Origin of the sequence: Mesorhizobium sp. LNHC209A00, assembly GCF_000502915.1 — a bacterium.
Taxonomy (GTDB): Bacteria; Pseudomonadota; Alphaproteobacteria; order Rhizobiales; family Rhizobiaceae; genus Mesorhizobium.
Window position 1 is genome coordinate 431909 of sequence record NZ_AYWT01000006.1, and the last position, 24504, is coordinate 456412.

The 24504-nt window shown below is 63.6% G+C and carries 26 protein-coding genes, 1 tRNA gene and 1 pseudogene; 9 read left to right on the top strand and 19 right to left on the bottom strand.

Features of this window, described 5'->3' with window-relative positions; all coding sequences use genetic code 11:
* Positions 1 to 125: 125 nt before the first annotated feature.
* Genes X739_RS148095 through X739_RS148080 form a run of 4 tightly spaced genes read right to left on the bottom strand, consistent with a single transcriptional unit; the run spans position 126 to position 2643 of the window.
* Positions 126 to 926: a rhomboid family intramembrane serine protease gene (locus tag X739_RS148095; protein ID WP_023783561.1), complete on the bottom strand. Its 801-nt coding sequence runs from the start codon at positions 924 to 926 to the stop codon at positions 126 to 128.
* Positions 927 to 958: 32 nt separating this feature from the next.
* On the bottom strand, positions 959 to 1540 hold the full coding sequence (locus tag X739_RS148090; RefSeq protein WP_023795049.1) for a cob(I)yrinic acid a,c-diamide adenosyltransferase: 582 nt from the start codon (positions 1538 to 1540) through the stop codon (positions 959 to 961).
* Positions 1541 to 1558: 18 nt separating this feature from the next.
* A complete protein-coding gene (locus X739_RS148085; protein ID WP_015315567.1) occupies positions 1559 to 1750 on the bottom strand; it encodes a twin transmembrane helix small protein in 192 nt (63 codons plus the stop codon).
* A 26-nt stretch (positions 1751 to 1776) separates the two neighbouring features.
* Entirely contained in the window at positions 1777 to 2643 is an 867-nt protein-coding gene (locus X739_RS148080) for an SDR family oxidoreductase (RefSeq protein WP_084056361.1), read from the bottom strand.
* A 58-nt stretch (positions 2644 to 2701) separates the two neighbouring features.
* On the opposite strand from X739_RS148080, the pseudogene X739_RS148075 reads away from it, so the two are divergent.
* Positions 2702 to 3457 (top strand): annotated as a pseudogene (locus tag X739_RS148075) (YihY/virulence factor BrkB family protein); the annotation flags it as partial.
* A complete protein-coding gene (locus X739_RS1000000169360; protein ID WP_245273889.1) occupies positions 3446 to 3715 on the top strand; it encodes a YhjD/YihY/BrkB family envelope integrity protein in 270 nt (89 codons plus the stop codon). The pseudogene X739_RS148075 and the gene X739_RS1000000169360, both read left to right, overlap by 12 nt.
* Here X739_RS1000000169360 and X739_RS148070 read toward each other — a convergent pair.
* Together X739_RS148070 and gluQRS are read right to left on the bottom strand one after the other, a co-directional pair.
* Positions 3685 to 4587, bottom strand: coding sequence for a DMT family transporter (locus X739_RS148070; protein ID WP_023795051.1), 903 nt, complete (start codon positions 4585 to 4587; stop codon positions 3685 to 3687). The genes X739_RS1000000169360 and X739_RS148070 overlap by 31 nt on opposite strands.
* 149 nt (positions 4588 to 4736) lie before the next feature.
* Positions 4737 to 5612, bottom strand: coding sequence for a tRNA glutamyl-Q(34) synthetase GluQRS (gluQRS, locus tag X739_RS148065; protein ID WP_023783558.1), 876 nt, complete (start codon positions 5610 to 5612; stop codon positions 4737 to 4739).
* Between the two features lie 75 nt (positions 5613 to 5687).
* Between gluQRS and X739_RS148060 the strand changes: the two genes are divergently transcribed.
* Both X739_RS148060 and X739_RS148055 read left to right on the top strand, forming a co-directional pair.
* Positions 5688 to 6329 carry a DNA-3-methyladenine glycosylase gene (locus X739_RS148060; protein ID WP_023770759.1) on the top strand — a complete coding sequence of 214 codons (642 nt, stop codon included), beginning with the start codon at positions 5688 to 5690 and terminating at the stop codon, positions 6327 to 6329.
* Between the two features lie 128 nt (positions 6330 to 6457).
* The gene (locus X739_RS148055) at positions 6458 to 7015 is read left to right on the top strand and encodes an HNH endonuclease (protein WP_023783557.1); all 558 of its coding nucleotides are present in this window, start codon (positions 6458 to 6460) and stop codon (positions 7013 to 7015) included.
* 161 nt (positions 7016 to 7176) lie between these two features.
* Here X739_RS148055 and X739_RS148050 read toward each other — a convergent pair whose 3' ends face one another.
* Both X739_RS148050 and X739_RS148045 read right to left on the bottom strand, forming a co-directional pair.
* Positions 7177 to 7695, bottom strand: a complete 519-nt coding sequence (locus X739_RS148050; RefSeq protein ID WP_023770758.1) for a disulfide bond formation protein B — start codon at positions 7693 to 7695, stop codon at positions 7177 to 7179.
* A gap of 85 nt (positions 7696 to 7780) precedes the next feature.
* Positions 7781 to 8374 carry a YqaA family protein gene (locus X739_RS148045; RefSeq protein ID WP_023795052.1) on the bottom strand — a complete coding sequence of 198 codons (594 nt, stop codon included), beginning with the start codon at positions 8372 to 8374 and terminating at the stop codon, positions 7781 to 7783.
* Between the two features lie 179 nt (positions 8375 to 8553).
* On the opposite strand from X739_RS148045, the gene X739_RS148040 reads away from it, so the two are divergent.
* Positions 8554 to 8638 (top strand) — tRNA-Leu (locus X739_RS148040).
* Between the two features lie 102 nt (positions 8639 to 8740).
* Here X739_RS148040 and X739_RS01000000166255 read toward each other — a convergent pair.
* Complete coding sequence (locus tag X739_RS01000000166255) at positions 8741 to 9064, bottom strand: DUF2127 domain-containing protein (protein WP_245273885.1); 324 nt, start codon at positions 9062 to 9064, stop codon at positions 8741 to 8743.
* Positions 9065 to 9258: 194 nt separating this feature from the next.
* Between X739_RS01000000166255 and X739_RS148035 the strand changes: the two genes are divergently transcribed.
* On the top strand, positions 9259 to 9801 hold the full coding sequence (locus tag X739_RS148035) for a phosphatase PAP2 family protein (RefSeq protein WP_023795053.1): 543 nt from the start codon (positions 9259 to 9261) through the stop codon (positions 9799 to 9801).
* 204 nt (positions 9802 to 10005) lie between these two features.
* On the opposite strand, the gene X739_RS148030 is transcribed toward X739_RS148035, so the two are convergent.
* The 5 genes from X739_RS148030 to X739_RS148010 form a co-directional block, all read right to left on the bottom strand.
* Entirely contained in the window at positions 10006 to 11286 is a 1281-nt protein-coding gene (locus X739_RS148030) for a GNAT family N-acetyltransferase (RefSeq protein ID WP_023770754.1), read from the bottom strand.
* A complete protein-coding gene (locus X739_RS148025; protein ID WP_023795054.1) occupies positions 11286 to 12686 on the bottom strand; it encodes a lipopolysaccharide biosynthesis protein in 1401 nt (466 codons plus the stop codon). Before X739_RS148025 ends, X739_RS148030 begins: the two co-directional genes overlap by 1 nt.
* A gap of 171 nt (positions 12687 to 12857) precedes the next feature.
* Positions 12858 to 13064: a DUF1127 domain-containing protein gene (locus X739_RS148020; RefSeq protein ID WP_023795055.1), complete on the bottom strand. Its 207-nt coding sequence runs from the start codon at positions 13062 to 13064 to the stop codon at positions 12858 to 12860.
* A gap of 62 nt (positions 13065 to 13126) precedes the next feature.
* Positions 13127 to 13624 (bottom strand): hypothetical protein, encoded by a 498-nt coding sequence (locus tag X739_RS148015; RefSeq protein ID WP_023795056.1) that lies wholly within the window; start codon positions 13622 to 13624, stop codon positions 13127 to 13129.
* A gap of 429 nt (positions 13625 to 14053) precedes the next feature.
* On the bottom strand, positions 14054 to 14326 hold the full coding sequence (locus tag X739_RS148010) for a DUF4242 domain-containing protein (protein ID WP_023770749.1): 273 nt from the start codon (positions 14324 to 14326) through the stop codon (positions 14054 to 14056).
* Between the two features lie 162 nt (positions 14327 to 14488).
* Here X739_RS148010 and X739_RS148005 point away from each other — a divergent pair, with 162 nt between their 5' ends.
* Positions 14489 to 17125, top strand: a complete 2637-nt coding sequence (locus tag X739_RS148005) for an AAA family ATPase (protein WP_245273886.1) — start codon at positions 14489 to 14491, stop codon at positions 17123 to 17125.
* 53 nt (positions 17126 to 17178) lie between these two features.
* Here the strand turns inward: X739_RS148005 and secA are convergent, their stop codons facing one another.
* Positions 17179 to 19911, bottom strand: a complete 2733-nt coding sequence (gene secA, locus X739_RS148000) for a preprotein translocase subunit SecA (protein ID WP_023770747.1) — start codon at positions 19909 to 19911, stop codon at positions 17179 to 17181.
* A 261-nt stretch (positions 19912 to 20172) separates the two neighbouring features.
* Here secA and X739_RS147995 point away from each other — a divergent pair, with 261 nt between their 5' ends.
* Positions 20173 to 21081 (top strand): peptidylprolyl isomerase, encoded by a 909-nt coding sequence (locus tag X739_RS147995; RefSeq protein ID WP_023795058.1) that lies wholly within the window; start codon positions 20173 to 20175, stop codon positions 21079 to 21081.
* 61 nt (positions 21082 to 21142) lie between these two features.
* Here the strand turns inward: X739_RS147995 and X739_RS147990 are convergent, their stop codons facing one another.
* The 4 genes from X739_RS147990 to X739_RS1000000170605 all read right to left on the bottom strand — a co-directional run bounded on the left by X739_RS147990 (position 21143) and on the right by X739_RS1000000170605 (position 23083).
* Positions 21143 to 21742 (bottom strand): TetR/AcrR family transcriptional regulator, encoded by a 600-nt coding sequence (locus tag X739_RS147990; RefSeq protein ID WP_023795059.1) that lies wholly within the window; start codon positions 21740 to 21742, stop codon positions 21143 to 21145.
* Positions 21743 to 21848: 106 nt separating this feature from the next.
* Positions 21849 to 22256, bottom strand: a complete 408-nt coding sequence (locus tag X739_RS1000000170600; RefSeq protein WP_023783548.1) for a hypothetical protein — start codon at positions 22254 to 22256, stop codon at positions 21849 to 21851.
* 159 nt (positions 22257 to 22415) lie between these two features.
* Positions 22416 to 22697: a caspase family protein gene (locus X739_RS1000000171195; RefSeq protein ID WP_280940060.1), complete on the bottom strand. Its 282-nt coding sequence runs from the start codon at positions 22695 to 22697 to the stop codon at positions 22416 to 22418.
* Positions 22598 to 23083: a caspase family protein gene (locus X739_RS1000000170605; protein WP_348625759.1), complete on the bottom strand. Its 486-nt coding sequence runs from the start codon at positions 23081 to 23083 to the stop codon at positions 22598 to 22600. Before X739_RS1000000170605 ends, X739_RS1000000171195 begins: the two co-directional genes overlap by 100 nt.
* Before the next feature lie 155 nt (positions 23084 to 23238).
* Here X739_RS1000000170605 and argJ point away from each other — a divergent pair, with 155 nt between their 5' ends.
* Entirely contained in the window at positions 23239 to 24480 is a 1242-nt protein-coding gene (gene argJ, locus X739_RS147985) for a bifunctional glutamate N-acetyltransferase/amino-acid acetyltransferase ArgJ (RefSeq protein ID WP_023770744.1), read from the top strand.
* The last annotated feature ends 24 nt before the right edge of the window (positions 24481 to 24504 follow it).

Consider the following 24504-nt stretch of genomic DNA (forward strand, 5'->3'; position numbering starts at 1 on the left):
GCCGGATGGAAATTCTGGTCTTTGCCCGCCCTGGGCTGCTCCTGAACGCCTTGGGCCGCAGTGGAGACGTTTCCGTAATTGTGGCAACCCCTGCCGTCAATACGCTGAAAGCCGCTCAAATCGGTTCAGTTTGGGCCAGATGGGTTTCCACGTCCCCAGCGCGCCGTGGTGGCGGCCGTTTGGGGCGCCGCTGGTTCGCCGACCGCCGGCGGCTGTTCAGCCGTCGGTAGCACGGCATCCTCGTCGGCAGGGGCAAACAGCGGCACGCCGCGGCTGCGCAGGACCAGCACCAGAACCGCGCCGGCAATGATGCCGCCGATGTGGCAGGCCCAGGATATCTGATCCTCGCCGCCGGCCGCGAACATGACGATCTGGAACAGCACCCACAGGATGAGCGGGATAAAGGCTGGAATGCGCAAAGGAATGCGGGCGAAGGCAAGCACCCACACCTTCACCCTGGGATAGAGGATCAGGTAGGCGACGACCACGCCGGCGATAGCGCCCGACGCGCCGATCAGCGGCGCCTGCGAATCCCAGGCGACCAGCCCCTGGAAGGCGGCACCGGCGATGGCGCACAGCAGATAGAAGATCAGGTAGCGGATGTGACCGAGCGCGTCCTCGACATTGTCGCCGAACACCCAAAGGAACAGCATGTTGCCGCCGAGATGGAAAATATCGGCATGCAGGAAGGAATAGGTGAGATAGCTCAGGCTCTCGGGGATGATGACAAAGCGGGGGTCAAGTTCGGCCGTGTCGTGAACGACGGAGGGGATGAAGCCGAGGCCAAGCACGGCGGCATTGGTGAAGTTCTCGCCGCCGAGCGCCGTGGCGCAATAGACCACGGCGTTTGCGACAATCAGCCCGATCGTCACATATTGCAGCCTGATGTGGCGCAGCCTGTTGGTGTCGTAAAGCGGGATGAACATCGGTCGCCGGCCCCCTCCCGCCTCTGGTCCGTTCAGCGGTTCTTGCCGGGAACCCATAGCACGTCGGCATTTCCGTTGTCATTGACCGCCCGGGCGGCGACAAACAGGAAATCCGAGACGCGGTTGATAAATTTCAGCCCTTCGCGGTTGACGTGTTCGGCCGGGTCCTGAGCCAGGGCGACCATCAGCCGCTCGGCGCGCCGCGCCACCGTGCGGGCGAGATGAAGTGCCGCCGCTGCCGGCGTGCCGCCGTTCAGCACGAAGGATTTCAGCGGCTGGAGCTTCTTGTTGAGGACGTCGATGTCGTGCTCGACACGGTCGGTCTGCGTGGCAACGATGCGCAACGGCTCGTAGCCAAGCGGCTTGCCGTCATCAGGCACCGCGAGATCGGCGCCGAGGTCGAAGAGATCGTTCTGGATGCGCGAGAGCATGGCGTCGATCGCCTGGTAGCTCTGGGCGGTATGCACTCGAGCCATGCCGATGCAGGCATTGGCTTCGTCGACCGTGCCGTAGGCGTCCACCCTGAGATCGGATTTCAGCCGCCGCTCACCAGTGCCGAGGCCCGTGGTGCCATCATCGCCGGTGCGGGTGTAGATCTTGTTGAGCTTGACCACATCGCCTCCCGAAAAGCCTCACTTGCGGGTGAAATACACGGCCAGCAGGATCAGTGCCAGCGCCACGGCCTGCAGCAGAACACGGGCCTGCATCAGCTTGTTGGAGGTCACACCGGAGCCGCCGCGCATCATGTTGATGAGGCCCCTGATCAGCACGACCACGACGGCGGCCATGACCAGAATGGCAAGGATATTGAAGGCAGTGGCCATTTTTGCGTTTCCAGTTCTTTGCTTGTTCAGGCGCGCTTGGCGAGCAGGCGGTGGAGCATCGAGGCCGGCAGGATGCGTTTGAGCACGGCACCGATCCTGGCCGACATTGTTACCACATAGTGCGGGCGTGGGCGCCGCGACAGAAGTGCATGGCGAAGCACCTTGTGGACCACTTCGGGTCCGGGCTTCCGCGCCGCTTGGCTGCCGCCGGCGCGCATGCGCTCCAGCTGTGCGGCATAGTCGGCGCGATGCGTGGAATTCTCATGGTCGATGTTCCTGAGGAACCACGGCAGGCCATTGCTGGCGATCTTCGATTTCACCGGTCCCGGCTCGATCAGCGAGACATGGATGCCGCTGCCGGCCAGTTCCTGGCGCTGGCAGAGCATCAAGGCCTCCAAGGCATGCTTGGAGGCCGAATAGGCGCCGCGGAAGCGCACAGGCACGAGACCCAGGATCGACGAGCAGTGGACGAGGCGACCGTGGCCCTGGCGTCGCATCACCGGAACCAGGCGGCGGGTCAGGTCGTGCCAGCCGAAGAAATTGGCCTCGAACTGCTCCCTGAGCGCCGCAACGGGCAAATCCTCGACGGCGCCTGCCTGCGCATAGGCGCCGTTGTTGAACAGCGCGTCGAGCCTGCCGCCGGTGCGTTCGAGCACCGCCGTCACCAGGGCGGCTATGGAGTCCGGTTCGCTATAGTCGAGGTAAAAAGCCTCGATGCCGTCGGCTTCGAGGGCAGCGATGTCCTCCGGCTTGCGCGCCGTCGCGAACACCCGCCAGCCCTCAGCCTTCAATGCACGGGTGCAATAGGCGCCTATGCCGGAAGACGCGCCGGTGACGATGATGGTGCGCAACTCTGCCGCAGGAGAATTCGGGGTTTGACGAAGGGTTGCCATTTGCGGCATTCATTTCCCATATTCGCGGCGTCGAGACAATCGAGGGGAGCGCGCGTCCTTGCTGCGGAATATTGTCGCCCTGCGCCGCGTGCTCTACGACGCGCTCGGCCACTTCAACACCGATGACGGTTGGGCGATGGCCAGCCATCTGGCGATCACCTCGCTGATGGCGCTGTTTCCATTCCTGATCTTCGCCACGACGCTGGGCAGCTTCCTTGGCGCCCAGGCCTTTGCCGACACAGCCGTGCACCTGGTTTTCGACACCTGGCCGGACCAGATCGCCAAGCCGATCGCGCACGAGGTGCTGAACGTGCTGACCGTCAGGCGCAGCGATCTGTTGACTTATGGCGTGCTGCTTGCCGCCTACTTTGCCTCCAACGGCATCGAGGCGCTGCGCACCTCGCTCAACCGCGCCTATCGGGTCACGGAAACGCGCGGCATCATCTATCGCCGGGTGCAAAGCATCTTCTTCGTGCTGATCGCTACCGCCGGCTTCCTGGCGATAAGCGTGCTGCTGGTGTTCGCGCCGTTGCTGGCGCGGCTGGCGGAAGCCCATTTCGAATGGATCAAACCCTATACGGGCACGATCACGCTATGGCGGTACGTCATCGCCTCAACCGTCATCATCGGCGGACTGTTTGCCGTCCATTACTGGCTGCCGGCCGGCAAGCGCCGTTTCGTCTCGCTGATACCCGGCATCATCTTCACACTAGCCGCATGGCTTATCGGCTCGACCATGTTCGCCACCTATCTCGACCATTTCTCGTCCTATGTGACGACCTATGCCGGACTCGCCTCGATCATGATCGCGGTGGNGTTGCCGGCGGGCAAGCGCCGCCTGGTGTCGATCGTCCCGGGCATCATCTTCACGCTGTCCGGATGGCTTGTCGGCTCGACTGTCTTCGCCACCTATCTCGACCACTTCTCGTCCTACGTGACGACCTATGCCGGCCTCGCCTCGATCATGATCGCGGTGGTCTTCCTCTACATCGTCTCGGCCATCTTCATCCTCGGCGGCGAGCTCAACGCCGCGATCAGCCGTTATCTAGAGGCGCGTGCCCGGGTCGGCTGAAGTTTGCCTGTTCGGGCGGTTGCCAGGCCGACGCCGAAAGTGGTGATGGCCATGCCGACGATCTGCAGCGCATTGAGCTGCTCGTTGAACAAGGCCCAGGCGATGACAGCCGTGACCGCCGGCACCAGATAGAACAACGAGGCCACTTTCGACATCTCGCCGTCACGGATCATCACCATCAGAAGAAAGATGGCGCCGAGCGACAGCACCAGCAGCAGCCAGGCCATGGCGAAGACAAATTCGCCATTGATAACAACGGCTTGCGTTTCGAAGGCAAGCGAAGCCAGGATCATCAGCGAAGCGCCGCCGACATATTGCCACATGGTGGCCGCCACGAGGTCGCCGCCGGACGCAAAACGCTTTTGCCAGATCGTGCCGGCGCTCATGCCGAGCACCGAGACCAGCGAGGCAGCCAGCGTCGCCGCCGTCACGCCGCCACCGAGCGCCCCGAGTTTCGGCCACAGCACGATGACGATGCCGACCAGCCCGATAGCGAGGCCAAGCCAGTGGCGCGGCAGGATGGCCTCGCCCAGAAACTTGCCGGCAAGCACCGCGGTGATCAGCGGCTGCAGGCCGACGATCAGGGCCGAAAAACCGGCCGGCATGCCTCGATGGATGGCCCAGAAGACGGCGCCGAGATAAATGCCATGCATCAGCACGCCGGCGCCGGTGGCATGCAGCGCCTCCTCGCGGGTGGCTCGTTTCGAGCCCAGCACCAGCATCAGCACGGCCAGCAGGATGGCGGCGAGCACGAAACGCGCGGCGAGGAAGGTGAACGGCTCCGCCCATGGCATGGCGTAACGCGCGCCGATGAAGCCGGTCGCCCACAGGACAACGAAGGTGGCGGGGATGAACCGCTTGATGCTGGACATTTTCCGGGGATCGCCGCGCTGGTGAGAATTAACCGTGACGATGCTCTAGTCCTGTTCAACCCCGCGCGCAAAACGAAACGATTGATCCATGCGTCAAGGGGGATGAACGGGTGGCGCGCCCGGAGAGCGTTCTCCTGACATAATGCTGGTCAAAGCCCTACCATCCTTCGGATTTCTTCGGGCGAAGCGCCTGCGTCGCGCAAGGCGGTAAGGCCCGTATCCCTGAGGCTCTTCGACAGTTTTCGCCCATCCGGCCCGAGGATCAGTCTATGATGGAAATAGGCGGGTGGCTGCAATCCCAGAATCTCCTGCAGCAGGCGCTGCACCCCGGTCGCGGAAAACAGGTCCTGTCCGCGCACGACGTGGCTGACGCCTTGCAGGGCATCGTCGATGACGACGGCGAGGTGGTAGCTGGTCGGGATGTCGCGGCGCGCCACGATAACGTCGCCCCAATCCTGCGGACGTGCCTCGACGAAGCGCGTCGTGGATAGCGTCTCATCGCTGAATTCGGCCCATGCCAGGTCCTTGCCGGCACGCGCCATGGCGACGCCGACGTCGAGCCGCCAGGCGAAGGGCGCATTCTCGGCAATCCGCCGGTTGCGTTCCTTCATCGAAAGCGCCTTGTCGGCCGGGGGATAGAGCGGCACCCCGTCGGGATCGCGCGGCCAGTCGCGCCCGCGCTTTTCGCTGTCGGCGATGAAGGCGCGTATCTCGCCGCGGCTCATGAAGGCGGGATAGACGAGTTCTTGGCGGATCAGGCGCTTGAGCACCGTCTCGTATTCGGCGAAATGCTCCGATTGCCGACGCACCGGCTCCTTCCAGTCGAGGCCCAGCCATTTCAGATCGGCGATCATGCCCGCCTCGAACTCCGGCGTGCAGCGCGTCGTGTCGATATCCTCGATGCGCAGCAGCAGGCGGCCGCCACTGCTATTTGCGAGCTTCTGGTTGAGCAGCGCCGAATAGGCGTGGCCCAGATGCAGTTCGCCGTTGGGGCTGGGCGCGAAGCGGAATGTCAGGAGCGTCATGTCTCAGGCGGCAATCGGGTTGTGCTGTGGTTTTGGCGGTTGCTACCTTGCTGCACATCTTCGGACAAGGATACCATGCAGCGCATTGCGACAATGGACGACGTTGAGCGGGGGCTGGACGCGCTTTGCCTCATCGACCCGCGCCTGGACAAAGTGCGCGGCATGGCCGGCGAGGTGCCGCTCAGGCTTTCGGAGCCGGGCTTCAGAAGCCTGGCCTCGATCATCGTCTCGCAGCAGGTTTCGCGGGCGAGCGCCGATGCGATCTTCGGCCGGCTGACGAAACTCGTCGATCCGCTGACGCCCCAGGCGATCCTTGCCGCGGGCGAGGACATGTTTCGCGAGGCCGGCCTGTCGCGGCCCAAGCAGCGCGGCCTGATCGCGGTTGCCCAGGCCGTGGCCGATGGGCTCGACCTGCATCACCTCTGTTCGCTCGATGCCGTGGAGGCGATCGCCAGGATGACGGCGGTGCCTGGTATCGGTCCCTGGACGGCGGAAGTGTATCTGTTGTTTGCCGCCGGACACCCCGACATTTTCCCGGCGCGCGACGTCGCCCTGCAGAGCGCCGTTGGCCATGCGCTCGGCATCGACCCGCGTCCAGCGGAGAAAACACTGATCGCTCTGGCCGAATCATGGAGCCCGTGGCGAGGTGTCGCATCGCGGCTTTTTTGGTCCTATTATCGCGAAACGAAGGGCCGGGACGCCGCACCGCCGGCCTGAATCCGCAAGAAAGCATAAAAATCATGCGTTTTTGGCGCTTCGCGCCAGCGACAATCCGCTTCACATCCCTGTCATGTCAGGCTTACAGTATCCACGCCGAACGGTTCTAGAACTAGGAGGTCAATAAGGTGACGGTTGCCGTATCTCCGGATGGGCTTCCAGCGCTGGTGCTGAATGCGGATTACCGTCCGCTCAGCTATTACCCCTTGTCGCTCTGGTCCTGGCAGGACGCGATCAAGGCGGTGTTCCTCGACAGGGTGAACATCGTGGCCGAATACGAGCACGCGGTCTCCTCGCCGACCTTCTCGATGAAGCTGCCGAGCGTGGTCAGCCTGAAGGCCTATGTGAAGCCATCCAGGCATCCAGCCTTCACACGCTTCAACGTCTTCCTGCGCGACCGTTTCCAGTGCCAGTATTGCGGTACCCCCGAGGACCTGACCTTCGACCATGTCATCCCGCGTCACCGTGGCGGCGCCACGACATGGGAGAATGTCGTCGCCGCCTGTTCGCCCTGCAATCTGAGGAAGGGCGGCATGATGCCGGCTCGCGCCAAGATGTGGCCGCTGCAGAAGCCGTTTCAGCCGACGGTGCATGATCTGCACAATAACGGCCGCCTGTTCCCGCCCAACCATCTGCATGAAAGCTGGATGGATTATCTCTACTGGGATGTCGAACTGGAGCCCTGAGTTCGTTCGAGAATTCAGGAGGCTGGCCGCCCGAAGCGATTTTCTGCGCCTCCGGGGCTCACGGACTTGATGGCCGCTCCGCTCCGGTTCTCGAAAATCACTTCATTTGACTCAGCCTGCCGAATTTCTTTGAAGGATCTCGAGTCGGCGCGTTCTCTACATTAATCGCGAGCCAGCGCGCCACGGAAGGCGACGGCGGCCAGGATAAGGCTGGCGATGGCGTTCCAACCGGCCAGCGACAGGCCGAGAATGCGCAAGGCGGCCTTGTCGCAGGAGGGCGGCACGAATTTGTCGAGCGCGTCGAGCACGCCCTTGCCACCGGTGTCGACAGGGCCGGCGCCCGCCGTGCAGTCGGTCGGGCCAGCCCACCACTGCCACTCGACGCCGGAGTGATAGACGCCGAGATAGAGCCCGTACAGCATCAAGAGGCCGCCAACGGCCAACAGGCCGCGCGTCAGCCATGCCGGTGCCCGCAGCATCGATGCGATCGCCGCCAGCACCATCAAGGGCACGCCAATGTAGTAGGGTGTGCGCTGTTCCAGGCAGAGGTGGCAGGGGATGTAGCCGCCAATGTGCTGGAAGCCGAGCGCCGAGCCAACGGTCGCGGCCATCGCGACGGCGAGAAACAGGGCCGCGCGCGTCCGCTGGCGGCCGGTATCGGAATTCATGGTCGCTGTCATGGCGTCTTTCGTCCGTTGCGTTCGCCGTCTGCGAAGTCTGCTCGCCGCGCTGCCGAAACCGTTGCCCGGTTTTAAGCATCAAACCTTAGAGAGCGTATTTGATCAGGATATAGAGCAAAATCAGGGCGACCGCGGCAGCGCCGACGATCAGGCCCAGGCGCTTTTCGATGAATTCGCGGATTGGCTCGCCATAGCGGCGCAAAAGCCACGCCAACAGCAGAAAGCGGCCGCCGCGCGCGATGATGGCCAGCACGATGAACAGCGCCAGGTTGACGCCCAGGGCACCGGACAGGATCGTCACCACCTTGATAGGCGGCAGATGCGCGGCACCCGAGGTGACCAGCATCAGGGCGATGAACTCGATGCTGACGCCCGCCGAGGACCGCAACTGCTCGAAGTCGTCATATTTGCCGTAGAATTCGAGGATGGGCCGCGCCACCGCGTCATATGCATAGTGGCCGATGAACCAGCCGGCAATGCCGCCCAGCACCGAGGCGACGGTGGCGATCAAGGCATAGCGATAGGCGCGATCCGGCCGTGACAACGCCATCGGCAGATAGAGCACGTCGGCCGGCACCAGAAAGACCGAGCTCTCGACGAAAGCGATGAAGGCCAGCCACCATTCGGCGGATTTGCGAGCCGCCAGCGACAGGGTCCAGTCATACAGTCCGCGAAGCATCGGCTCTCCTATGGAACGGCCCGTCTGTCTAGAAAGGTTTTTCGCGCTGCACAATGGCCGCGGTCTTACAAATTGGAAAGGTGCCGTCTGGTCGCGGCAGAGGCTGGTTTGCAAATTGGCCTGTTGACGAACAGGCCTCCGACCGTATAGTCCGCGCCCATCCAGGCCGCCCGGCCTGAGCCCCTATGGCGGAATTGGTAGACGCGCTCGACTCAAAATCGAGTTCCGCAAGGAGTGCTGGTTCGATCCCGGCTAGGGGCACCACAACACAGGTGGGAAGTCGACAAATCGCTGACTCCACTGGGTTGAACAATTCAGTCGCTGGCGCTCCACTGGATTGAAACAGCGGCGTGGGCGATGATCGCCTCACACGGGTCCGTGCTGCCGTATGATCTTCCATTCGTGCCAGATCAGCACCATGACGACCGCATCGAAGACGGTCAGCACGAGCAGCCCGGCCGAATGGGTGTAGGAGTAACGGTAGACCTGGTAGATCATGAATGCCCCCAAGGCCAGGAGAGACGCCGGGTACGACCATAGTTTGCCCCTGAGAAGTCCGATAACCAGGAAGAGCTTTATCAGGCCGTGACTGAGGAGATAGAAGGCATAGAACTCCTTGCTGGCGACCGAGAAATGGCTTGCCACCTGCGACAGATAGCCAGCTATGAAATCCTTCGGATCTTCGGTCAACTCGTCCTGGGTAAGGGCATTGACCCAAGACGCAATGGTGGCGGGGTGACGAGATAGAGCAACACCCCACCAACGCACTCAATGAAGGCATGCGCTCCCTTGAGCCAGACGCCGATCTCGAAGACCTGGTGAATGCGACTCTCATCGACGGCCTTCAAAGTCCCACCTCATCCAACTGACGAAACGGACGACAAATGGATGCAGCCCTCACCCATTGGGTAAATGCCGAGGCCGGCCTCAGCCCTATCCTTGATAGAGCAATGATCGGCGTCTCACAATTCGGCGTTCCGCTGATGGTGCTGGCCATAGTGCTGCAGTGGTGGGCCAAAACTGACCGCTACCATGTTCGTCACGCGGCCCTTTCTGCAGGTCTGTCGTTCCTGCTCGGCCTCGCAATCAACCAGTTCATCCTTCTGTTCGTGCATCGGATGCGGCCCTACGATGCCGGCGTGACGCATCTCCTGATTGCGCCAAGCGCCGACTGGTCCTTCCCTTCCGACCATGCAACAGCCACCATTGCCATCGTTGCCGCTTTTGCGATGCGGAGGCTGCCGCGCCGGACGATTGGGCTCTTGGTGGTGGCATTCCTGATTTGCTGGTCGAGGATCTACATTGGGACCCATTACCTGACCGATGTCATCGGCGGCGCGATCACTGGCGCCCTGGGCGCTGTTGTGGCGCGACTGATCTATCGTGAGAACTCCCGGCTGGACAATCTCGTGACAAAAATCCTCTAACAAGGATTGAGCAAACAAGTGCACAATGACCACGGCTTCCATGGAACCGGCATGGATCCCAGGGGCTCGCCGCCGGTGTTTCGGGTGAGGAGGGTATCGCCCGGTGAGGCGGCCTATCCGGGGCTCCCGGAGAGACGTTCATGCCGGCGGGCGCCGGCTGGAACCCGGGCACGGAACGAGCCCTTCAAAAGAAGCGGGGCCTTCTTACCGCCTCTTGAGCAAACTCTTCATCCGGTTGCGCAGCAGGCGCGCCATATTTCGGGTCTCGCGATAGAGATGCAGCTGCGAGGCGGCCTGGCGGGCGAGGCGGTCGGCATCCCTGGTCAACCCGATAACCAGCGTGCCTACCGGTTTGCGCTCGCTCCACAGCCGGCTCATCACCGGGTGGTCAGGCACGGCGCAGGAGTCGGTCATCATGATGTTGGGATCGTCGAGATGCTGTCTTGTGACCTCGATCATCAGCAGCGTGCCGGGCGAATAGGCAGCCAGCGTCTCGTCATAGGCCGTTTTCCAAGTGTAGGCGACGCCGGCCTCGACGAAGACGATCAGGCAAGCGACGGTACGGCCGTCGAGCGTCAGCGAATGGATGCGGCACATGTCCTGTTCGGCGAGCCGGTGCACCGCCTCGCGGGCGAAGGCGGCGCGGAAGCGGTCGATCGCCATGGCGGTGCGCTCGCGGCCTTTCCAGCCGGACGCCTCCAGCGTCAGGAAGTGCTCGATGGCGTGGCGGATTTCCTCGGGGCCGCGTGCCACGGCGTGTTCGAGCTTGCCGAGATCGCCAAGGCGCCGCTTCAGGCGGCGGAATTCGCGATAATGGTGCGCGCGCAGCGAAGCCTTGAGATAGTCGTCGCCGTCGAGTTCGCTCTCCAGCACGGGGCGTGAAGTCTGGCCCGTGGTGACCAGTGTCAGGCCACGGGTTTCGGCCACGGTGGCGATCAGGCTCGCCACCGGACCGTCGAGCCTGATGTCGGGCAGGATCAGGACTTTCGGCATTTTCAAATGCGGGCGCGACAGCATCGAGAAGAAATCCTCGACCACGCCGACCGGGTCGTCGCGGTCGATCAGCGGCGTGCCGAGCGGGCCGAACGGGCTCGACCAGGTGCGCATGACCGGTACGCCGAGCGGCACCACCGGCCGTTCCACCGAGATCGGCACCAGCAGCCGCAGTCGGTTGCGGTATTCATCGCCGTCCCGGATCACGGCAAGGCGCACTTCGCGGTCTTCCAGCCGGGGCATGGCCGGCGCCAGGAAACGCGGGTTGAAGAAGACGTTCGGCTCGATCGTGCGGGCGCAGAGATAGTCCAGTTCCTCGACAAGGTCGAAGCCGGCCGACGCCGGGTAGATGGCGAGTTTGCGCTCGGGCCGGTTGTTGGCGAGGATCTCGATATGGGCGGGATCGGCGTCGCGCGCCAGCCCGGCAAGGCCGGACACCATGGCGCCGGCGGGACCGCCGCTGGTTTCCTCGAGCAGAGGGATGGCGGCCATCAGGCGGCTCCTTTGGCTGGCGCGAAGATCGCCATGACGATGCCGAGCTTGCGCCAGACCGTGAAGGACAGCGCGCCGGCCTCGAAGATCATGGCAAAGGCGGTGGCCATGGCCGCGCCCCACAGGCCGAAATGCGGGATCAGCACCACGTTGAGTCCGATATTGAAGGCCAATGTCATGGCATAGACTGCGGCGCAGACATTCTGGTTGCCGCTCATGGTGAGCAGGCTTTCGCAGGGGCCAACGGCTGCGCGCGCCACGACCCCGAACACGAGCAGGAACAGAAGCGGATAGCCCGACGTGAATTCGGGGCCGAACAGCACCAGCATCGGTTCGCCCAGCGCCAGCACCAGGAACGCCATCAGCAGCGAGGGCCAGAAGGTCCACGATACCGTCTCGCGGGCGAAGGCGGCAAGCTTTTGCGGCTCGCCATGGGTGAACTGCGCGTAGCGTTGGGCAACGCCGGCCTTGACCGCGAAATAGACGAAATGCACCAGCGCCAGCGTCTTGACCGTGGCGAAATAGACGGCGACATCATTGGGATCCATATAGGCGCCGACCATCAGCACATCGGCGTTGGTGAGCAGGAAGAAGAAGCTCTCAACCAGGAAGATCGGCAGCGAGACGACGAACCATTGCGCGAAATGCACTTTCATCGGGCCGGCCGGAATTTGCCTTTCCATGCGCTGGGTGACCCCGATGAGCTGGGTCAGCGTGGTGGCGTAGGTAGCGGCGATCGAGGCGAAGATCGCCGTCCGCGCGTCGGGGGCGTAGCCCGCCCAAAGCATCAGCGCCATGAACAGCAGGATCAGCACCGGCCGGATCAGGTAGGTCGGAGACAGCGCGAACAACGCCCATGAATTGGCGCGCGCCAGCCCTTGCAGCAAATCCGACAGCGCGATCATCGGCAGGCAGATGACACCGAGGATGAACGGTATCACGTAGTAGTTTTCGATCCAGGGCGCGGCCAGCCAGACGCCGAGGGCGCCGAGCCCGGCGATGACCGTCGAGGCGATCAGCACGAACAGGCGGCTCGCAACGACGATGCCGCGCAATTCGTCCATCAGGCCGCGCTCGCGGTATTCGGGGATGAAGCGGATGACCGATGTGTGGAAGCCGAGGCAGGCGAGGTTGCCGACAATGACCATTGTCACCCAGACCAGCACGAAGATGCCGTATTCGAACGAACCCATCCAGCGCGCCATCAGCACCTGGCTGATAAAGGCGATGACGGCACTGACGATGCGGATGGAGAAGGCGATGACCGACATCCGGCCGGCTTCGCCGCGCTCGTCGGCGGTGAACAGCACGGCCTCGAGGCGGCCAAGCAAAGGCTCCATGCGCAGCGCCAAACGCTGCGGCAAGAACCGCCCGGCAGTCGTGGCCGCGGAAAAGCGCACCCCGATTTCTCTCCGTTTTCCGCCTCTTTTCAGACTTTGGTGTAGCGAAAACACCTTAAGAAAGCGTGGGTGGGGAGGGCGTGCGTAATGGCCGAAAGTCGAGCGATGACGAACGGGTGAAGGTGCCGCAAAGGCGAGACAGGCGCGGCGCCGTTTTTTAATCAGTCGAGTCTACCGGCGGCCCGTCTCTCCGCGCGTTGCGACATGGTCGATCGCGCAACGGCTGATACCGATGTCCTTCAGCATGAAATCGGGCATGGTCTCAAGGCGACGCCGGCCATGCCGTAGGCGCCGCCCGTGCACAAGCCAAGCGGCAACGGCCATCAGGCGCGAAGTTTGGGTGCGCGGCCTCGCCAGGACGACATCGATTTCGGGCATGATCTCTCCTCGCGGTGCGCGCGAAAGGCCTGCCGGGACCTGGACCGGCAGGCCGGGTGCCGTCAGTCGGCCTTTTTCATGGCGTCACACGAGACGTTCGGGTTCATGTCGGCGAAGGCGCCGGTCGGGTTTTGCTTCCAGGCCCAGACATGAAGTTCGTAGAAAGGGCCGAGGCCATAGCGGTTGGGAGCGCTGTTGAAGTTGAACAACTGGCCATCAAGCGAGGCCGGACCCTTCGCGGTGATGTATTCGACAGCCACCAGCTTCAGCGTGCCATCGGACATCGGCTCGTACATCACGGCCTCCGGCTTGGCGACGTCGATCGCATCGTCCTTCAGATAGGCGCCATTGACGTAATGAATGCCCATGGCGCCGCCAGTGATGCCACTGGCGCAAGGTATCGCCGCATAGCCCTCGGCGGTGGCCGCCGCGACGTTGGCGAAGCGGCTGTTGGCCGCCCGCACCTCGTCGGCAAGCGGATTGCTCTTCCCCGCCGATGCGGCGGTGGAGGCGATCGACGTGATGAACAGTGCGGCAAGGCGCCAGAAATTGACGTTCATTTTGTTCTCCATTGATTGTTGATGATCCGGCAGGCGCCCAGGCCGGCCATCAAGGCCAGGCCTGGTTGCAGAAGCCCGCGGCATGGGAGTGGCAGTGCGGGAGGGGTTCGATCTCGTCCATCCCGTCTAACCGGACCGCGGTCTCATTGGTGCCACCACCAGTATTCCCAGTAGTCCCGCCGCATCTCGTGCTCCGGCTGACCGATGTCCCGTCTCAAATAATCGTCTTGCGGAGGCAGGCACCTGCGCCGGCCTCGCAATGCCGATAGCAGCGCGGAGACAATCCGCGATGCGAGACCGCGCCGGTGGGGTGGGGGGTCGAACGCCACGACGGCGGCCGCCGTTTCGGGAAGGAACGACAGGGAAAACCGACTGCTATCATTGCCCAGGACAATTTCACGCTCATCGCTCCAACCTTGGTCCATCGGATCAGCGATAAAAGTAGGGGTCCAGGACCCTCACCTCGGTGATCTTGTCCACCGGCAGAGAATTCTTCTGCGCCGTGCTGCGGATGGCTTCCGGCGAGGGGGCGTCGTAGATGCAGAAACTCTTGCTCTTGTCGGGCGAGACGAAGGACTGCACCCAGGTGACCCCCTTCTCGGCATTGCGCATGATGATACCGCCAAGCGCCGTTGCGCCGATGTCGTTCATCGGAAGGTTGAGTCCGTCGGGGAATGTCCGTTCGATCAGATAGCGAGGCATGGAATGGCTTCCTTTTACGATTGATTCACGCTCGAAGTGAGCGCGGTCGGAGAAGAACCATGGCCTTCGAAAGCGCGCATCGGAGCCTTTCCCCATATTTCGCGGGACGATTCCCTATGTTTTCGACGTTTGATCTTGGAGCCACACTGCGGATACCGGAGCGTGGGTATCTTGGGGGATGGGTTTGACGACGATACTCATGGGCCAGTAACGATGCTTCTGGAGCGGCAGGCGCAACTTGAACATTTGGAGGAACTGCTCGCGGCGGCGGCGCTCGGTCGCGGCCGCGTGGCGGCATTGCTGGGTGAGGCCGGCGCCGGCAAGACGGCACTCGTGGAGGCGTTCGTAAGCGGTGTTGGGCAGCACGTTTCCATATTCCGCAGCGCCTGCGAGGATCTGTCGATTCCCGATCCGCTGGGACCCCTCTATGATTTGGCCCGGGACGCGCAGTGGGCACTGCCTCGGGCGATCGATGACCGGCAAGGCCAGCGGCTGCCCTTGTTTTCTGACGCTCTCGAGGTTTTCGAGGCGAAGTCTCGTCCGGGCCTGCTGGTCATCGAGGATATGCACTGGGCCGACGACGCGACCCTGGATTTCGTCCGTTTCCTGGGCCGACGCATCGCCAACACCCATATGCTGGTGCTGTTCACGGCACGCACCGACCGTAGCGAAGGGCAGATGCGCGCGCGTCGGGTGCTCGGTGAAATTCCGGCCGCCAACGTCCAGCGTATCGAAGTGCCGCTGCTCACCGAAGCGGCGGTGTTGTCGCTTGCCGAAGCAGCCAACCGCGACGGCAGCGCAATCTACCGCGCCACCGCGGGCAACGCCTTCTTCGTCACCGAGTTGCTGGCTGCCGAAAGCGAGATGATCCCGCCGGCCAGCGTCCGCGACGCTGTGCTGGCGCGTGCCGAGCGCCTGTCGCGGGGCGGGCGCTCGATGCTCGACGCGGTGTCGGTGTTTCCGCGCCGCGCCGATGTCTGGGCGCTGCGCGGCCTCTGTGGTGTCGCCAGCGCGGGCCAGCTGGCGGAATGTGTATCGAACGGCCTGCTCGACGATCTCGGCGATGGCTATGCCTTCCGCCACGAGATCGCCCGTCGCGCCGTCGAGATGGCGCTGACGCCGAGCCATCGGCGCGAATTCAACCAGCGCGCGCTTTCCGCACTGCAGGAAAACGTCGAGGTGGCTACCGCAAGACTTGTGCACCACGCGGTGGAGGCCCAGAATTTGGAAGCCGTGCGCGAGCTTGCCCCGCTCGCGGCGGGCGAGGCTTCCCGCGTCGGCGCGCATCGCGATGCGGCCGGCTATTACGAAGTCGCCCTTCGGCACGCCGACAGCCTGCCCATGGGCGACAGGGCGAGGCTTTACGAGGGCTATGCCTTTGAATGCCATCTGATCGGCCGCATCGATACGGCCATCGAGGCGCAGGGCCAGGCGCGGCGGTTGCAGCAGGCGTTGGGGGACACGCTCAGGGAGGGCGACAGCCTCAGATGCCTGTCGCGCTTCGCCTATCTGGTGGGTGACCGAGAACAGGCGGACCTGTTCGGGGCACAGGCGGTGGAATTGCTGGAACAGGCGCCGGCCAGTCCGGAGCTTGCCATGGCCTATTCCAATCTCTCGCAGCTGGCGATGCTGGCCGAGAAGCTCGACGAGACGCTGCTGCTCGGCTGCAAGGCAGTCGGTTTGGCCGAACGGTTGAACAAGCCGGAGATAGTCTGTCATGCGCTGAACAATCTTGGCTCCGCCGAACAGTGGCTAGACCTGGCCAAGGGTCGGCTGCACCTCGCCCGCAGTCTTGACATCGCGCTCGGGCAGAACTTCCAGGAGCACGCCGCACGCGGCTTCACCAATTGTGCCTGCGCCGAAATGAACCAGCTCGACCTTGTCCGGGCGCAATCCTTTCTCGACCGGGGCATTGCCTATTGCGTCGAGAATGACCTCGCGACCTGGCGGGACTATATGCGGGGCGTGCAGGCGCAATTGCTTTTGCGACGCGGCCTTTGGGACGATGCGGCCGCGATGGCTCACGACATCATCGACGATAGTGCGACCACGGCCCTGGTGCGTTACCCATCCTTGGTCGCGCTGGCGAAATTGCGCATAAGACGAGGCGATCCGGCCGCGCCCGTGCTGGACGAAATGAAGCGGTTCCTAGACAAGGGAATGGAGCTGCAGCGGCTGGTGCCCTACACGGCATCGATGGCCGAACTGGCATGGCTAGGGCAAGGCGACTCCGAAGAGGCACTTCGCCTGATCGATCTGGCCGAAAGCCTGTCGCCGACGAGGGCGATGTTCGCCGAGTTGGCCGTCTGGCGGCTGCTCTTGTCACCTGACAGCAATCCTGGCGATACGACCGGCATGGCGGAGCCCTACCGCCTGCTGCTCACCGGCGACTGGCGTGGTGCCGCGATGCTGTGGGCCCGGCTGGGCGCTCCGTTCGAACGGGCGCTCGCCCTGTTGTACGGCGACGAGCCGGCGCTGCGCCTGGCCCTGGACATATTCGAGGGGCTCGGTGCCCGGCCGGTGGCGCAGCACGTCCGCGCCGTCATGCGGCAGAATGGCGTCCATAACATCGCCAGGGGACCGCGGCAGAGCACACGCGCCAATCACGCTGGCCTGACGCTCCGCCAAATGGAGGTTCTGCACCTGATCGAGCGCGGTTTCTCCAACAAGAGAATCGCCGAGCACCTAACCATCTCACCGAAGACCGTCGATCATCATGTCTCAGCGGTGCTGGGCAAGCTGGACGCCGTTTCGCGCGGCGAGGCGACCGCCGCCGCGCGCGATTCCGGGCTGATCTGACAATATGGAAGCCTCCCCGGATCAGAAGTCCGGGAACACCGATCTCGCGGTCTTTACGCGAAGGTCCCGTGGCAGTGCTTGTATTTCTTGCCGGAGCCGCAGGGGCAGGCTTCGTTGCGGCCGACCTTGCCCCAGGTCTCGGGGTTGTTTGGGTCGCGATCCTCGGGAGCGACGATGGCGGTGCTTTCCTGGCGTACCAGAAGGGCCGTTTCGCCATCTTCGAAATCATTCTCGCCGGTGGTGCCGTCAATATGCGTGCCGAACATGTCGGGCGCTTCCGGCGGCGGCGCTTCGGCGGCCTGGCGGACCAGTTCGACGCGCATCAGCTGCGCGGTGACGGCCTGGCGCAGATTGCCGAGCATCGCCTGGAACAGCTCGAACGCCTCGCTCTTGTATTCCTGCAGCGGATCGCGCTGGGCGTAGCCGCGGAAGCCGACGACCGAACGCAGATGGTCGAGATTGACGATATGCTCGCGCCACAGATGGTCGAGCGTCTGCAGCACCACGGAGCGCTCGACATAGTTCATCACCTCGGGACCGAAACGGTCGGCGCGTTCTTGTGCGGCGGCGTCGGCGGCTTGAGAGATGCGCTCGCGGATGTCGTCCTCGGCGATGCCTTCTTCCTTCACCCAGTCCTCGATCGGCAGGTCGAGATTGAGGAATTCGGCGACCTCGGCCTTCAGGCCGGCGACATCCCACTGTTCGGCGTAGGCGTTTTCGGGAATGGCCTTGGCGACGATCTCGTCGATGACGCCCGCGCGCATCTCGCCGATGGTCTCCGAAAGGCCCTCGCCGTCCATCAGCTCGATGCGCTGCTCGAACACCACCTTGCGCTGGTCGTTGGAGACGTCGTCATATTTCAACAGGTTCTTGCGGATGTCGAAGTTGCGCGCCTCGACCTTCTTCTGCGCCTTTTCCAGCGCCTTGTTGATCCATGGATGGATGATGGCCTCGTCTTCCTTGAGGCCGAGCTTCTGCAGCATGCCGTCCATGCGCTCGGAGCCGAAGATGCGCATCAGATCGTCCTGCAGCGACAGGAAGAATTTCGAGCGGCCGGGGTCGCCCTGGCGGCCAGAGCGGCCTCTGAGCTGATTGTCGATGCGGCGCGATTCATGGCGCTCGGTGGCAAGCACGTATAGGCCGCCGGCGGCCAGCGCCTTTTCCTTCAGGCGCTCGATGTCGGCATTGATTTCCTTTTCGCGCGCCTCGCGTTCGGGGCCTTCGGGCATGTCGCCCAGTTCGTCGGCGATGCGCATCTCGGCATTGCCGCCGAGCTTGATGTCGGTACCGCGGCCGGCCATGTTGGTGGCGATGGTGATGGCGCCGGGCTTGCCTGCCTGGGCCACGATTGCCGCTTCCCGCTCGTGATGGCGGGCGTTCAGAACCTCGAAATCCGTGAAGCCTTCCTTGCGCAGGCGCTCGGCCAACTGCTCGGACTTTTCGATCGAGGTCGTGCCGACCAGTGTCGGTTGACCCTTGGCGCTGGCTTCGCGGATCTCCCTGACGATCGCCTTGTACTTCTCCTCGACCGTCCGGTAGACCTCGTCGTCCTCGTCCTTGCGGATGACCGGCAGGTTGGTCGGGATCTCGGTGACTTCGAGACCGTAGATGTTGCCGAATTCCTCGGCTTCGGTCAGCGCCGTGCCGGTCATGCCGGAAAGCTTCTTGTAGAGGCGGAAGTAGTTCTGGAAGGTGACGGAAGCGAGCGTCTGGTTCTCCGGCTGGATCGCCACGTGCTCCTTGGCTTCCAGCGCCTGGTGCAGGCCTTCCGAATAGCGGCGGCCGGGCATCATGCGGCCGGTGAACTCGTCGATGATGACGATCTCGCCGTTGCGCACGATGTAGTCCTTGTCGCGCTGGAACAGCCGGTGCGCCTTCAGCGCGTTGTTGACGTGGTGGACGATGGCGACGTTCTCTACGTCGTAGAGCGACTCGCCCTTGAGGAGGTCGGCATCGCGCAGCATGTTCTCCAGCTTCTCGGTGCCTTCCTCGGTAAAGATCGAGGTCTTCTGCTTCTCGTCGATCTCATAATCCTGCGGCTGCAGCTGGATGATGAAGGTGTCGATGGTGTTGTACATTTCCGAACGGTCCTCGAGCGGACCGGAAATGATCAGCGGCGTGCGCGCTTCGTCGACCAGAATGGAATCGACCTCGTCGACGATCGCGTAATTGTGACCGCGCTGCACCATCTGGACGCGCTCGTACTTCATGTTGTCACGCAGATAATCGAAGCCGAGTTCGTTGTTGGTGGCGTAGGTGACGTCGGAGGCGTAGGCGACGCGACGCTCCTCGTCCGATAGGCCGTGGACGATAACGCCGACCGAGAGGCCGAGGAATTTATAGACGCGGCCCATCCATTCGGAGTCGCGGGTGGCGAGATAGTCGTTGACGGTCACGACATGGACGCCGTTGCCGGCGAGCGCGTTGAGATAGACCGGCAGCGTCGCGACCAGGGTCTTGCCCTCCCCGGTGCGCATCTCGGCGATGCCGCCATTGTGCAGCACCATGCCGCCGATCAGCTGGACGTCGAAGGGGCGCATGCCAAGCACGCGGCGCGCGGCCTCGCGGGCGGTTGCGAAGGCCGGGACCAGCAGATCGTCGAGGCTGGCGCCGTTGGCGATATCCTGGCGAAATTTTTCCGTGCGGCCGGCAAGCTCGGCATCGGAGAGCGCCCGCATCTCGTTTTCCATGGCGTTGATCGCTTCGACACGGGGGCGGGTCGATTTGACCCGACGGTCGTTGGAGGAACCGAAAACCTTACGGGCGAGACCGCCGAGACTGACCATCCAATGGTCCTTTCGATAGAATTCTCAATCTTGAGACGGACGCCGGCCGGCCCCATCACATCCACGTGAACGCACCGCCTGAATACGGGCAAACACAAAAAGCGCCCGGAAAACGGTTCTGGACGCCAAGTCGATGGACAGATAAGAGGGGGCTCAACTGATGTCAACGCCGCGCTGGCCCTGCCGGTCGCGCCAAATTCCGCCACAATCTGGCTGATCTGGAAGCCACCCTCCCTACAATCCCTCACCGGAGTCATCCTTATGTCCTTGTTGTTCAGCCGTGCGTCGCTTGCCAGCCTTGGCCTGGCCTTCGGCCTGTCGGCTCTTTGCCTGTCGCCTGTCACCGCGCAGGAGACCGCTCCCGCTCCGGCCGCCCCGGCCGCGGCGCCCGTCGACCCGAATACCGTGATCGCCACCGTCAACGGCCAGCCTTTGACCGAGGCCGATCTGGTGCTTGCCGAAGGCGAGCTATCGCAGCAGTTCGCGCAGTTGCCGCCCGAGCAGCGCCGCGCCGCGGCACTTTCGGCGGCCATCGAAATCCGCGTCATGGCAGCCAAGGCGGTCACCGACGGTCTCGATAAGGATCCTGACTTCCAGCGCCGCATGGCTTTCCTGCAGCAGCGCGCGCTGCATGGCGAGATGGTTGAGAAGGGTGTGGTCGACAAGGTCACCGACGCCGAGGTTCGCGCCCGCTACGACCAGGAAATCGCCAACACGCCCCCGGTCAACGAGGTGCATGCCCGTCACATCCTCGTGAAGACGAAGGAAGAGGCCGAGGCGATCATCAAGCAGCTCGACAGCGGCGGCGATTTCCAGAAGCTCGCCAACGAGCACACCAGCGATCCCTCGGGCAAGTCCAATGGCGGCGATCTCGGCTGGTTCGGACCTGGCCAGATGGTGCCGGAGTTCGACAAGGCGGCCTCCGCGCTCGAGGTCGGCAAATACACCAAGGAGCCGGTGCAGACGCAGTTCGGCTGGCATGTCATCAAGCTCGAGGACAAGCGCGCCAAGCAGCCGCCGGCCTTCGACGACGTCAAGGATCAGGCCAAGCAGGCCGTCATCCGCGACAAGTATTTCGCGCTGGTCAAGTCGCTGCGCGGCGGCGCCAAGGTCGAGATCCCCGACGCCAATCTGAAAAAGGCCGTCGACACGCTGGAAAGCGCCAAGTAACACACGCAATCGCGAAGGCGCGGCGAGTGATTGCTCGCCGCGCCTATTTTTTTGCCGTTCTTTAGGGCTTGGGCGTGACGATGCCTCGCGTGACATAGCCAACAGCGGTTCGTATCGTGGTTTCATCCACATCGAGGCGGTTGGTCAAAAGATGCTTCCAGGCGAAGGACCCGATCAGATCGGCCACCACCTCTGAATCGATATCGTCGGCAATCTCACCCCTTGCCTTGGCGCGGTCCACGATCAGGCTGTTGTGAGTCCGGCGCCCGGTGGCATAGCCGGCGAGCGCCGCGCCGGCGGTCTCATCCGATTGCGCCTCGGCAATCAGCGACCTGTACACGCTGCCCGAAGGCGTGTCGCGCCAATGCGCGAACAGGTTTTTCAGGAAGCCGACGAGGTCTTCTTCCAAGCTTCCGCTGTCTGGAATGTCGACGCGCTTCTGGCGCTGATAAACTTCGAGCAGCAATGCCGCCTTGCTTGGCCACCAGCGATAGATGGTCGGCTTGCCGGCGCGCGCGCGGCGCGCCACGGCCTCGATCGAGAAGCCGGCATAGCCGCCTTCGACCAGCACTGCCTCGGCAGCCTCCAGAATGGCGTCCGCACTGTCGGGATTGCGCCGCGCACCGATCGATCTGCGCGCCGTATCCGCCTCCTCGGCCATGCCTGTCGTCCCCGTTTCAATTCGCGGCAATGATAAGCGATCCCGCGATGAAACGAAACGACCCGTTTTTTGGCGAGGTGCCGGCGCCGTCATCCGACGGTGGTCGTCACATCGCCCGCGACGTCTCCGACACGATGCGTGATCCCTTCTCGGTCTTGACCAATTCCAGCGTCAGCCGCGCCTTGCCGGCTACGCGCGCCGCCGACTTGTCCTTTGGCGTGTAGTCGTAGCTCATGGCAAAGACCGCTTGAGCGCTGCTCTCGCCGTGCGGGGTAACCTCCAGGCTGCCGGGTTCCAGGCCAAGCGACCAAGAGGCCCATTGCACGAACCAGTCGCTCTTCACTCTCACAAGCGTCTCGGCATCGTAGGGCGTGCCGAAGACGGTGGCCGATGGGCCATAAAGCCGTTTGACGGCGGCGCGCATGTCCTTGACGTCCGGCGACAGGTAATCGTCGCGCAGGAATTTCTCGATCGCGCTTTTGTCGTCGCCGACCGAACGCTCGAGCGTCGCCACCTGCGTCGAAAGCGCCGGCGCGGCCGCCGGTTCCGGTGCCGTTACCGGTCCCGCCCGGTACGAACTCGAAGCGTTCGAGCAGCGATCCCTGCTCCCATGGGCGCTGGGCCTCGCGGGTTTGGGAGACCACGTCGCGGCGCACCGTTATCATCATGTCGTTCATGCTTTGTCCGGGCTCGGGATGTGGCGCAGCAGGGCCTGGGCGAAGGGTGAGTTGCGCCCCGATCCGTCCATGGCGACCGCGCCCGGCGCCGTCGCGAAGGCAATGAAGGAGCCGCGTGTCGAATCGAACTGCGCCGGTCCCGCCAGCGCCGTTGCCGAGCGGGTGGTGGCGGTGCGGCTCAAGCTGCGGGCAAACGGGTTGTTGCGGCAGGCGTCGAGGAACACCAGGCTGACCTTGGCCTGCTGTTCCATGATGTCGAGGACTTCGTCGATCGGCACCGCTTCGAGCTGCAGCTTACCGGCACGTCCAGCCTGGCGTCGACCGGCACGATATAGTTGCGGCCTTCGACCTGCAGGCCATGGCCGGCATAGTAGAAAAGCCCGACGCCGGCGCCTTCGAGCGCATCGGAGAACTCGCCGATGCTGCGTTCAACCTCGCGCTTGCCAAGATCGTTGCCTTCAATGACTTCGAAGCCGATGGTACGCAGCTTGTCGACGATGTCGAGGGCGTCGTTGACCGGATTGGCCAGCGTGCCGGCCTCGGCATAAGTACCGTTGCCGATGACGAGCGCCACGCGCCGCCCCGGCCCGGCATCGGCGCCCAGCAGCAAAAGTCCCAGAAACGCCCAAGCGAGGATTGCAAGCCTGCCCATGAGGAAGATCATAGCGCCACGCACCCCGGCGACGCCAACGGATTTGAAATGCAAGCTTAATCCTCAACGGGTTTGGCCTCCGCGGGAGCGATGAAAACGCGCTTGCACCGGCGCGCCGTATCGGGCAAACCGGCCTTCCCCTTGCGATTTTCCCGCCCGAGGTCTGCATGTCCACGACGATTTCCCCGCTTGCGCCGAAGAAATATCCAAAAATGCCCGCCATCGAAGGGGTCCGCATCGCCACCGCCGAAGCGGGGATAAAGTACAAGGGCCGCACCGACCTGCTGGCCATGGTGTTCGATGCCGGCACCGCGGTCGCCGGCGTGTTCACCAAGTCGAAATGTCCCTCGGCGCCGGTTGATTTCTGCCGCCAGAACCTTGGCTCCGGCAAGGCGCGGGTGCTGGTCGTCAATTCCGGCAACGCCAACGCCTTCACCGGGCAGAAGGGCCGCGAGTCCACCGCGCTGACGGGCGAAGCGGCGGCGAAGGCCGCGGGCTGCACGGCAGGCGAGGTTTTCCTGGCATCGACTGGCGTCATCGGCGAACCGCTCGACACGACCAAGTTCAGCCATCTGCTCGCCGGGCTGGTCAGCGACGGCAAACCGGACCTGTGGACAGAGGCGGCGAAGGCCATCATGACCACGGATACATATCCGAAAGTGGCGACGGCGACGGTCAAGCTCGGCGACGCCGATGTGACCATCAATGGCATTTCCAAGGGCGCCGGCATGATCGCGCCCGACATGGCGACGATGCTGTCCTTCATCGCCACCGACGCGCCGATCGCGGCTCCTGTCCTGCAGGACCTGTTATCGCGCGGCACGGCCAAGACGTTCAATGCTGTAACCGTCGACAGCGATACCTCGACCAGCGACACGCTGCTGTTGTTTGCCACCGGCAAGGCGGCAAAGCGCGGCGCGCCCGAGATCACCGATCCCAGGGATGCCCGCCTTGGTCAGTTCCGCCGGGCGCTCGGCAAGGTGCTGAAGTCGCTGGCGTTGCAGGTGGTTCGCGACGGCGAGGGCGCCCGCAAGCAGGTCGAGGTCACCGTCACCGGGGCCAAGTCGGCCCGCTCGGCCAAACGCATCGCGCTGTCGATCGCCAATTCGCCGCTGGTCAAGACGGCGGTCGCCGGCGAGGACGCCAATTGGGGCCGCGTCGTCATGGCCGTCGGCAAGGCCGGCGAGCCCGCGGATCGCGACCGGCTGTCGATCTGGTTCGGCGACAACAGGCTGGCGCATGAGGGTGAGCGCGACCCCAGCTATTCGGAAGAAAAGACCTCGGCCTATATGAAGCGCGACGACATCCGCATCCGCGCCGATATCGGCATCGGCCGCGGCAAGGCGACGGTGTGGACCTGCGATCTCACCAAGGAATATGTCGCCATCAATGGCGACTACCGGAGCTGATCGCCTTGGTTTCGCGTCATCCCG

Bases quoted from the DNA above. Each gene is read 5' to 3' on its own strand.
- X739_RS148095 (WP_023783561.1), bottom strand. From the start codon at position 926: ATGTTCATCCCGCTTTACGACACCAACAGGCTGCGCCACATCAGGCTG.
- X739_RS148085 (WP_015315567.1), bottom strand. From the start codon at position 1,750: ATGGCCACTGCCTTCAATATCCTTGCCATTCTGGTCATGGCCGCCGTC.
- X739_RS148080 (WP_084056361.1), bottom strand. From the start codon at position 2,643: ATGGCAACCCTTCGTCAAACCCCGAATTCTCCTGCGGCAGAGTTGCGC.
- X739_RS148070 (WP_023795051.1), bottom strand. From the start codon at position 4,587: ATGTCCAGCATCAAGCGGTTCATCCCCGCCACCTTCGTTGTCCTGTGG.
- gluQRS (WP_023783558.1), bottom strand. From the start codon at position 5,612: ATGACGCTCCTGACATTCCGCTTCGCGCCCAGCCCCAACGGCGAACTG.
- X739_RS148060 (WP_023770759.1), top strand. From the start codon at position 5,688: ATGCAGCGCATTGCGACAATGGACGACGTTGAGCGGGGGCTGGACGCG.
- X739_RS148050 (WP_023770758.1), bottom strand. From the start codon at position 7,695: ATGACAGCGACCATGAATTCCGATACCGGCCGCCAGCGGACGCGCGCG.
- X739_RS148045 (WP_023795052.1), bottom strand. From the start codon at position 8,374: ATGCTTCGCGGACTGTATGACTGGACCCTGTCGCTGGCGGCTCGCAAA.
- X739_RS148035 (WP_023795053.1), top strand. From the start codon at position 9,259: ATGGATGCAGCCCTCACCCATTGGGTAAATGCCGAGGCCGGCCTCAGC.
- X739_RS148030 (WP_023770754.1), bottom strand. From the start codon at position 11,286: ATGGCCGCCATCCCTCTGCTCGAGGAAACCAGCGGCGGTCCCGCCGGC.
- X739_RS148020 (WP_023795055.1), bottom strand. From the start codon at position 13,064: ATGCCCGAAATCGATGTCGTCCTGGCGAGGCCGCGCACCCAAACTTCG.
- X739_RS148015 (WP_023795056.1), bottom strand. From the start codon at position 13,624: ATGAACGTCAATTTCTGGCGCCTTGCCGCACTGTTCATCACGTCGATC.
- X739_RS148010 (WP_023770749.1), bottom strand. From the start codon at position 14,326: ATGCCTCGCTATCTGATCGAACGGACATTCCCCGACGGACTCAACCTT.
- secA (WP_023770747.1), bottom strand. From the start codon at position 19,911: ATGGTCAGTCTCGGCGGTCTCGCCCGTAAGGTTTTCGGTTCCTCCAAC.
- X739_RS147995 (WP_023795058.1), top strand. From the start codon at position 20,173: ATGTCCTTGTTGTTCAGCCGTGCGTCGCTTGCCAGCCTTGGCCTGGCC.
- X739_RS147990 (WP_023795059.1), bottom strand. From the start codon at position 21,742: ATGGCCGAGGAGGCGGATACGGCGCGCAGATCGATCGGTGCGCGGCGC.
- X739_RS1000000170605 (WP_348625759.1), bottom strand. From the start codon at position 23,083: ATGATCTTCCTCATGGGCAGGCTTGCAATCCTCGCTTGGGCGTTTCTG.
- argJ (WP_023770744.1), top strand. From the start codon at position 23,239: ATGTCCACGACGATTTCCCCGCTTGCGCCGAAGAAATATCCAAAAATG.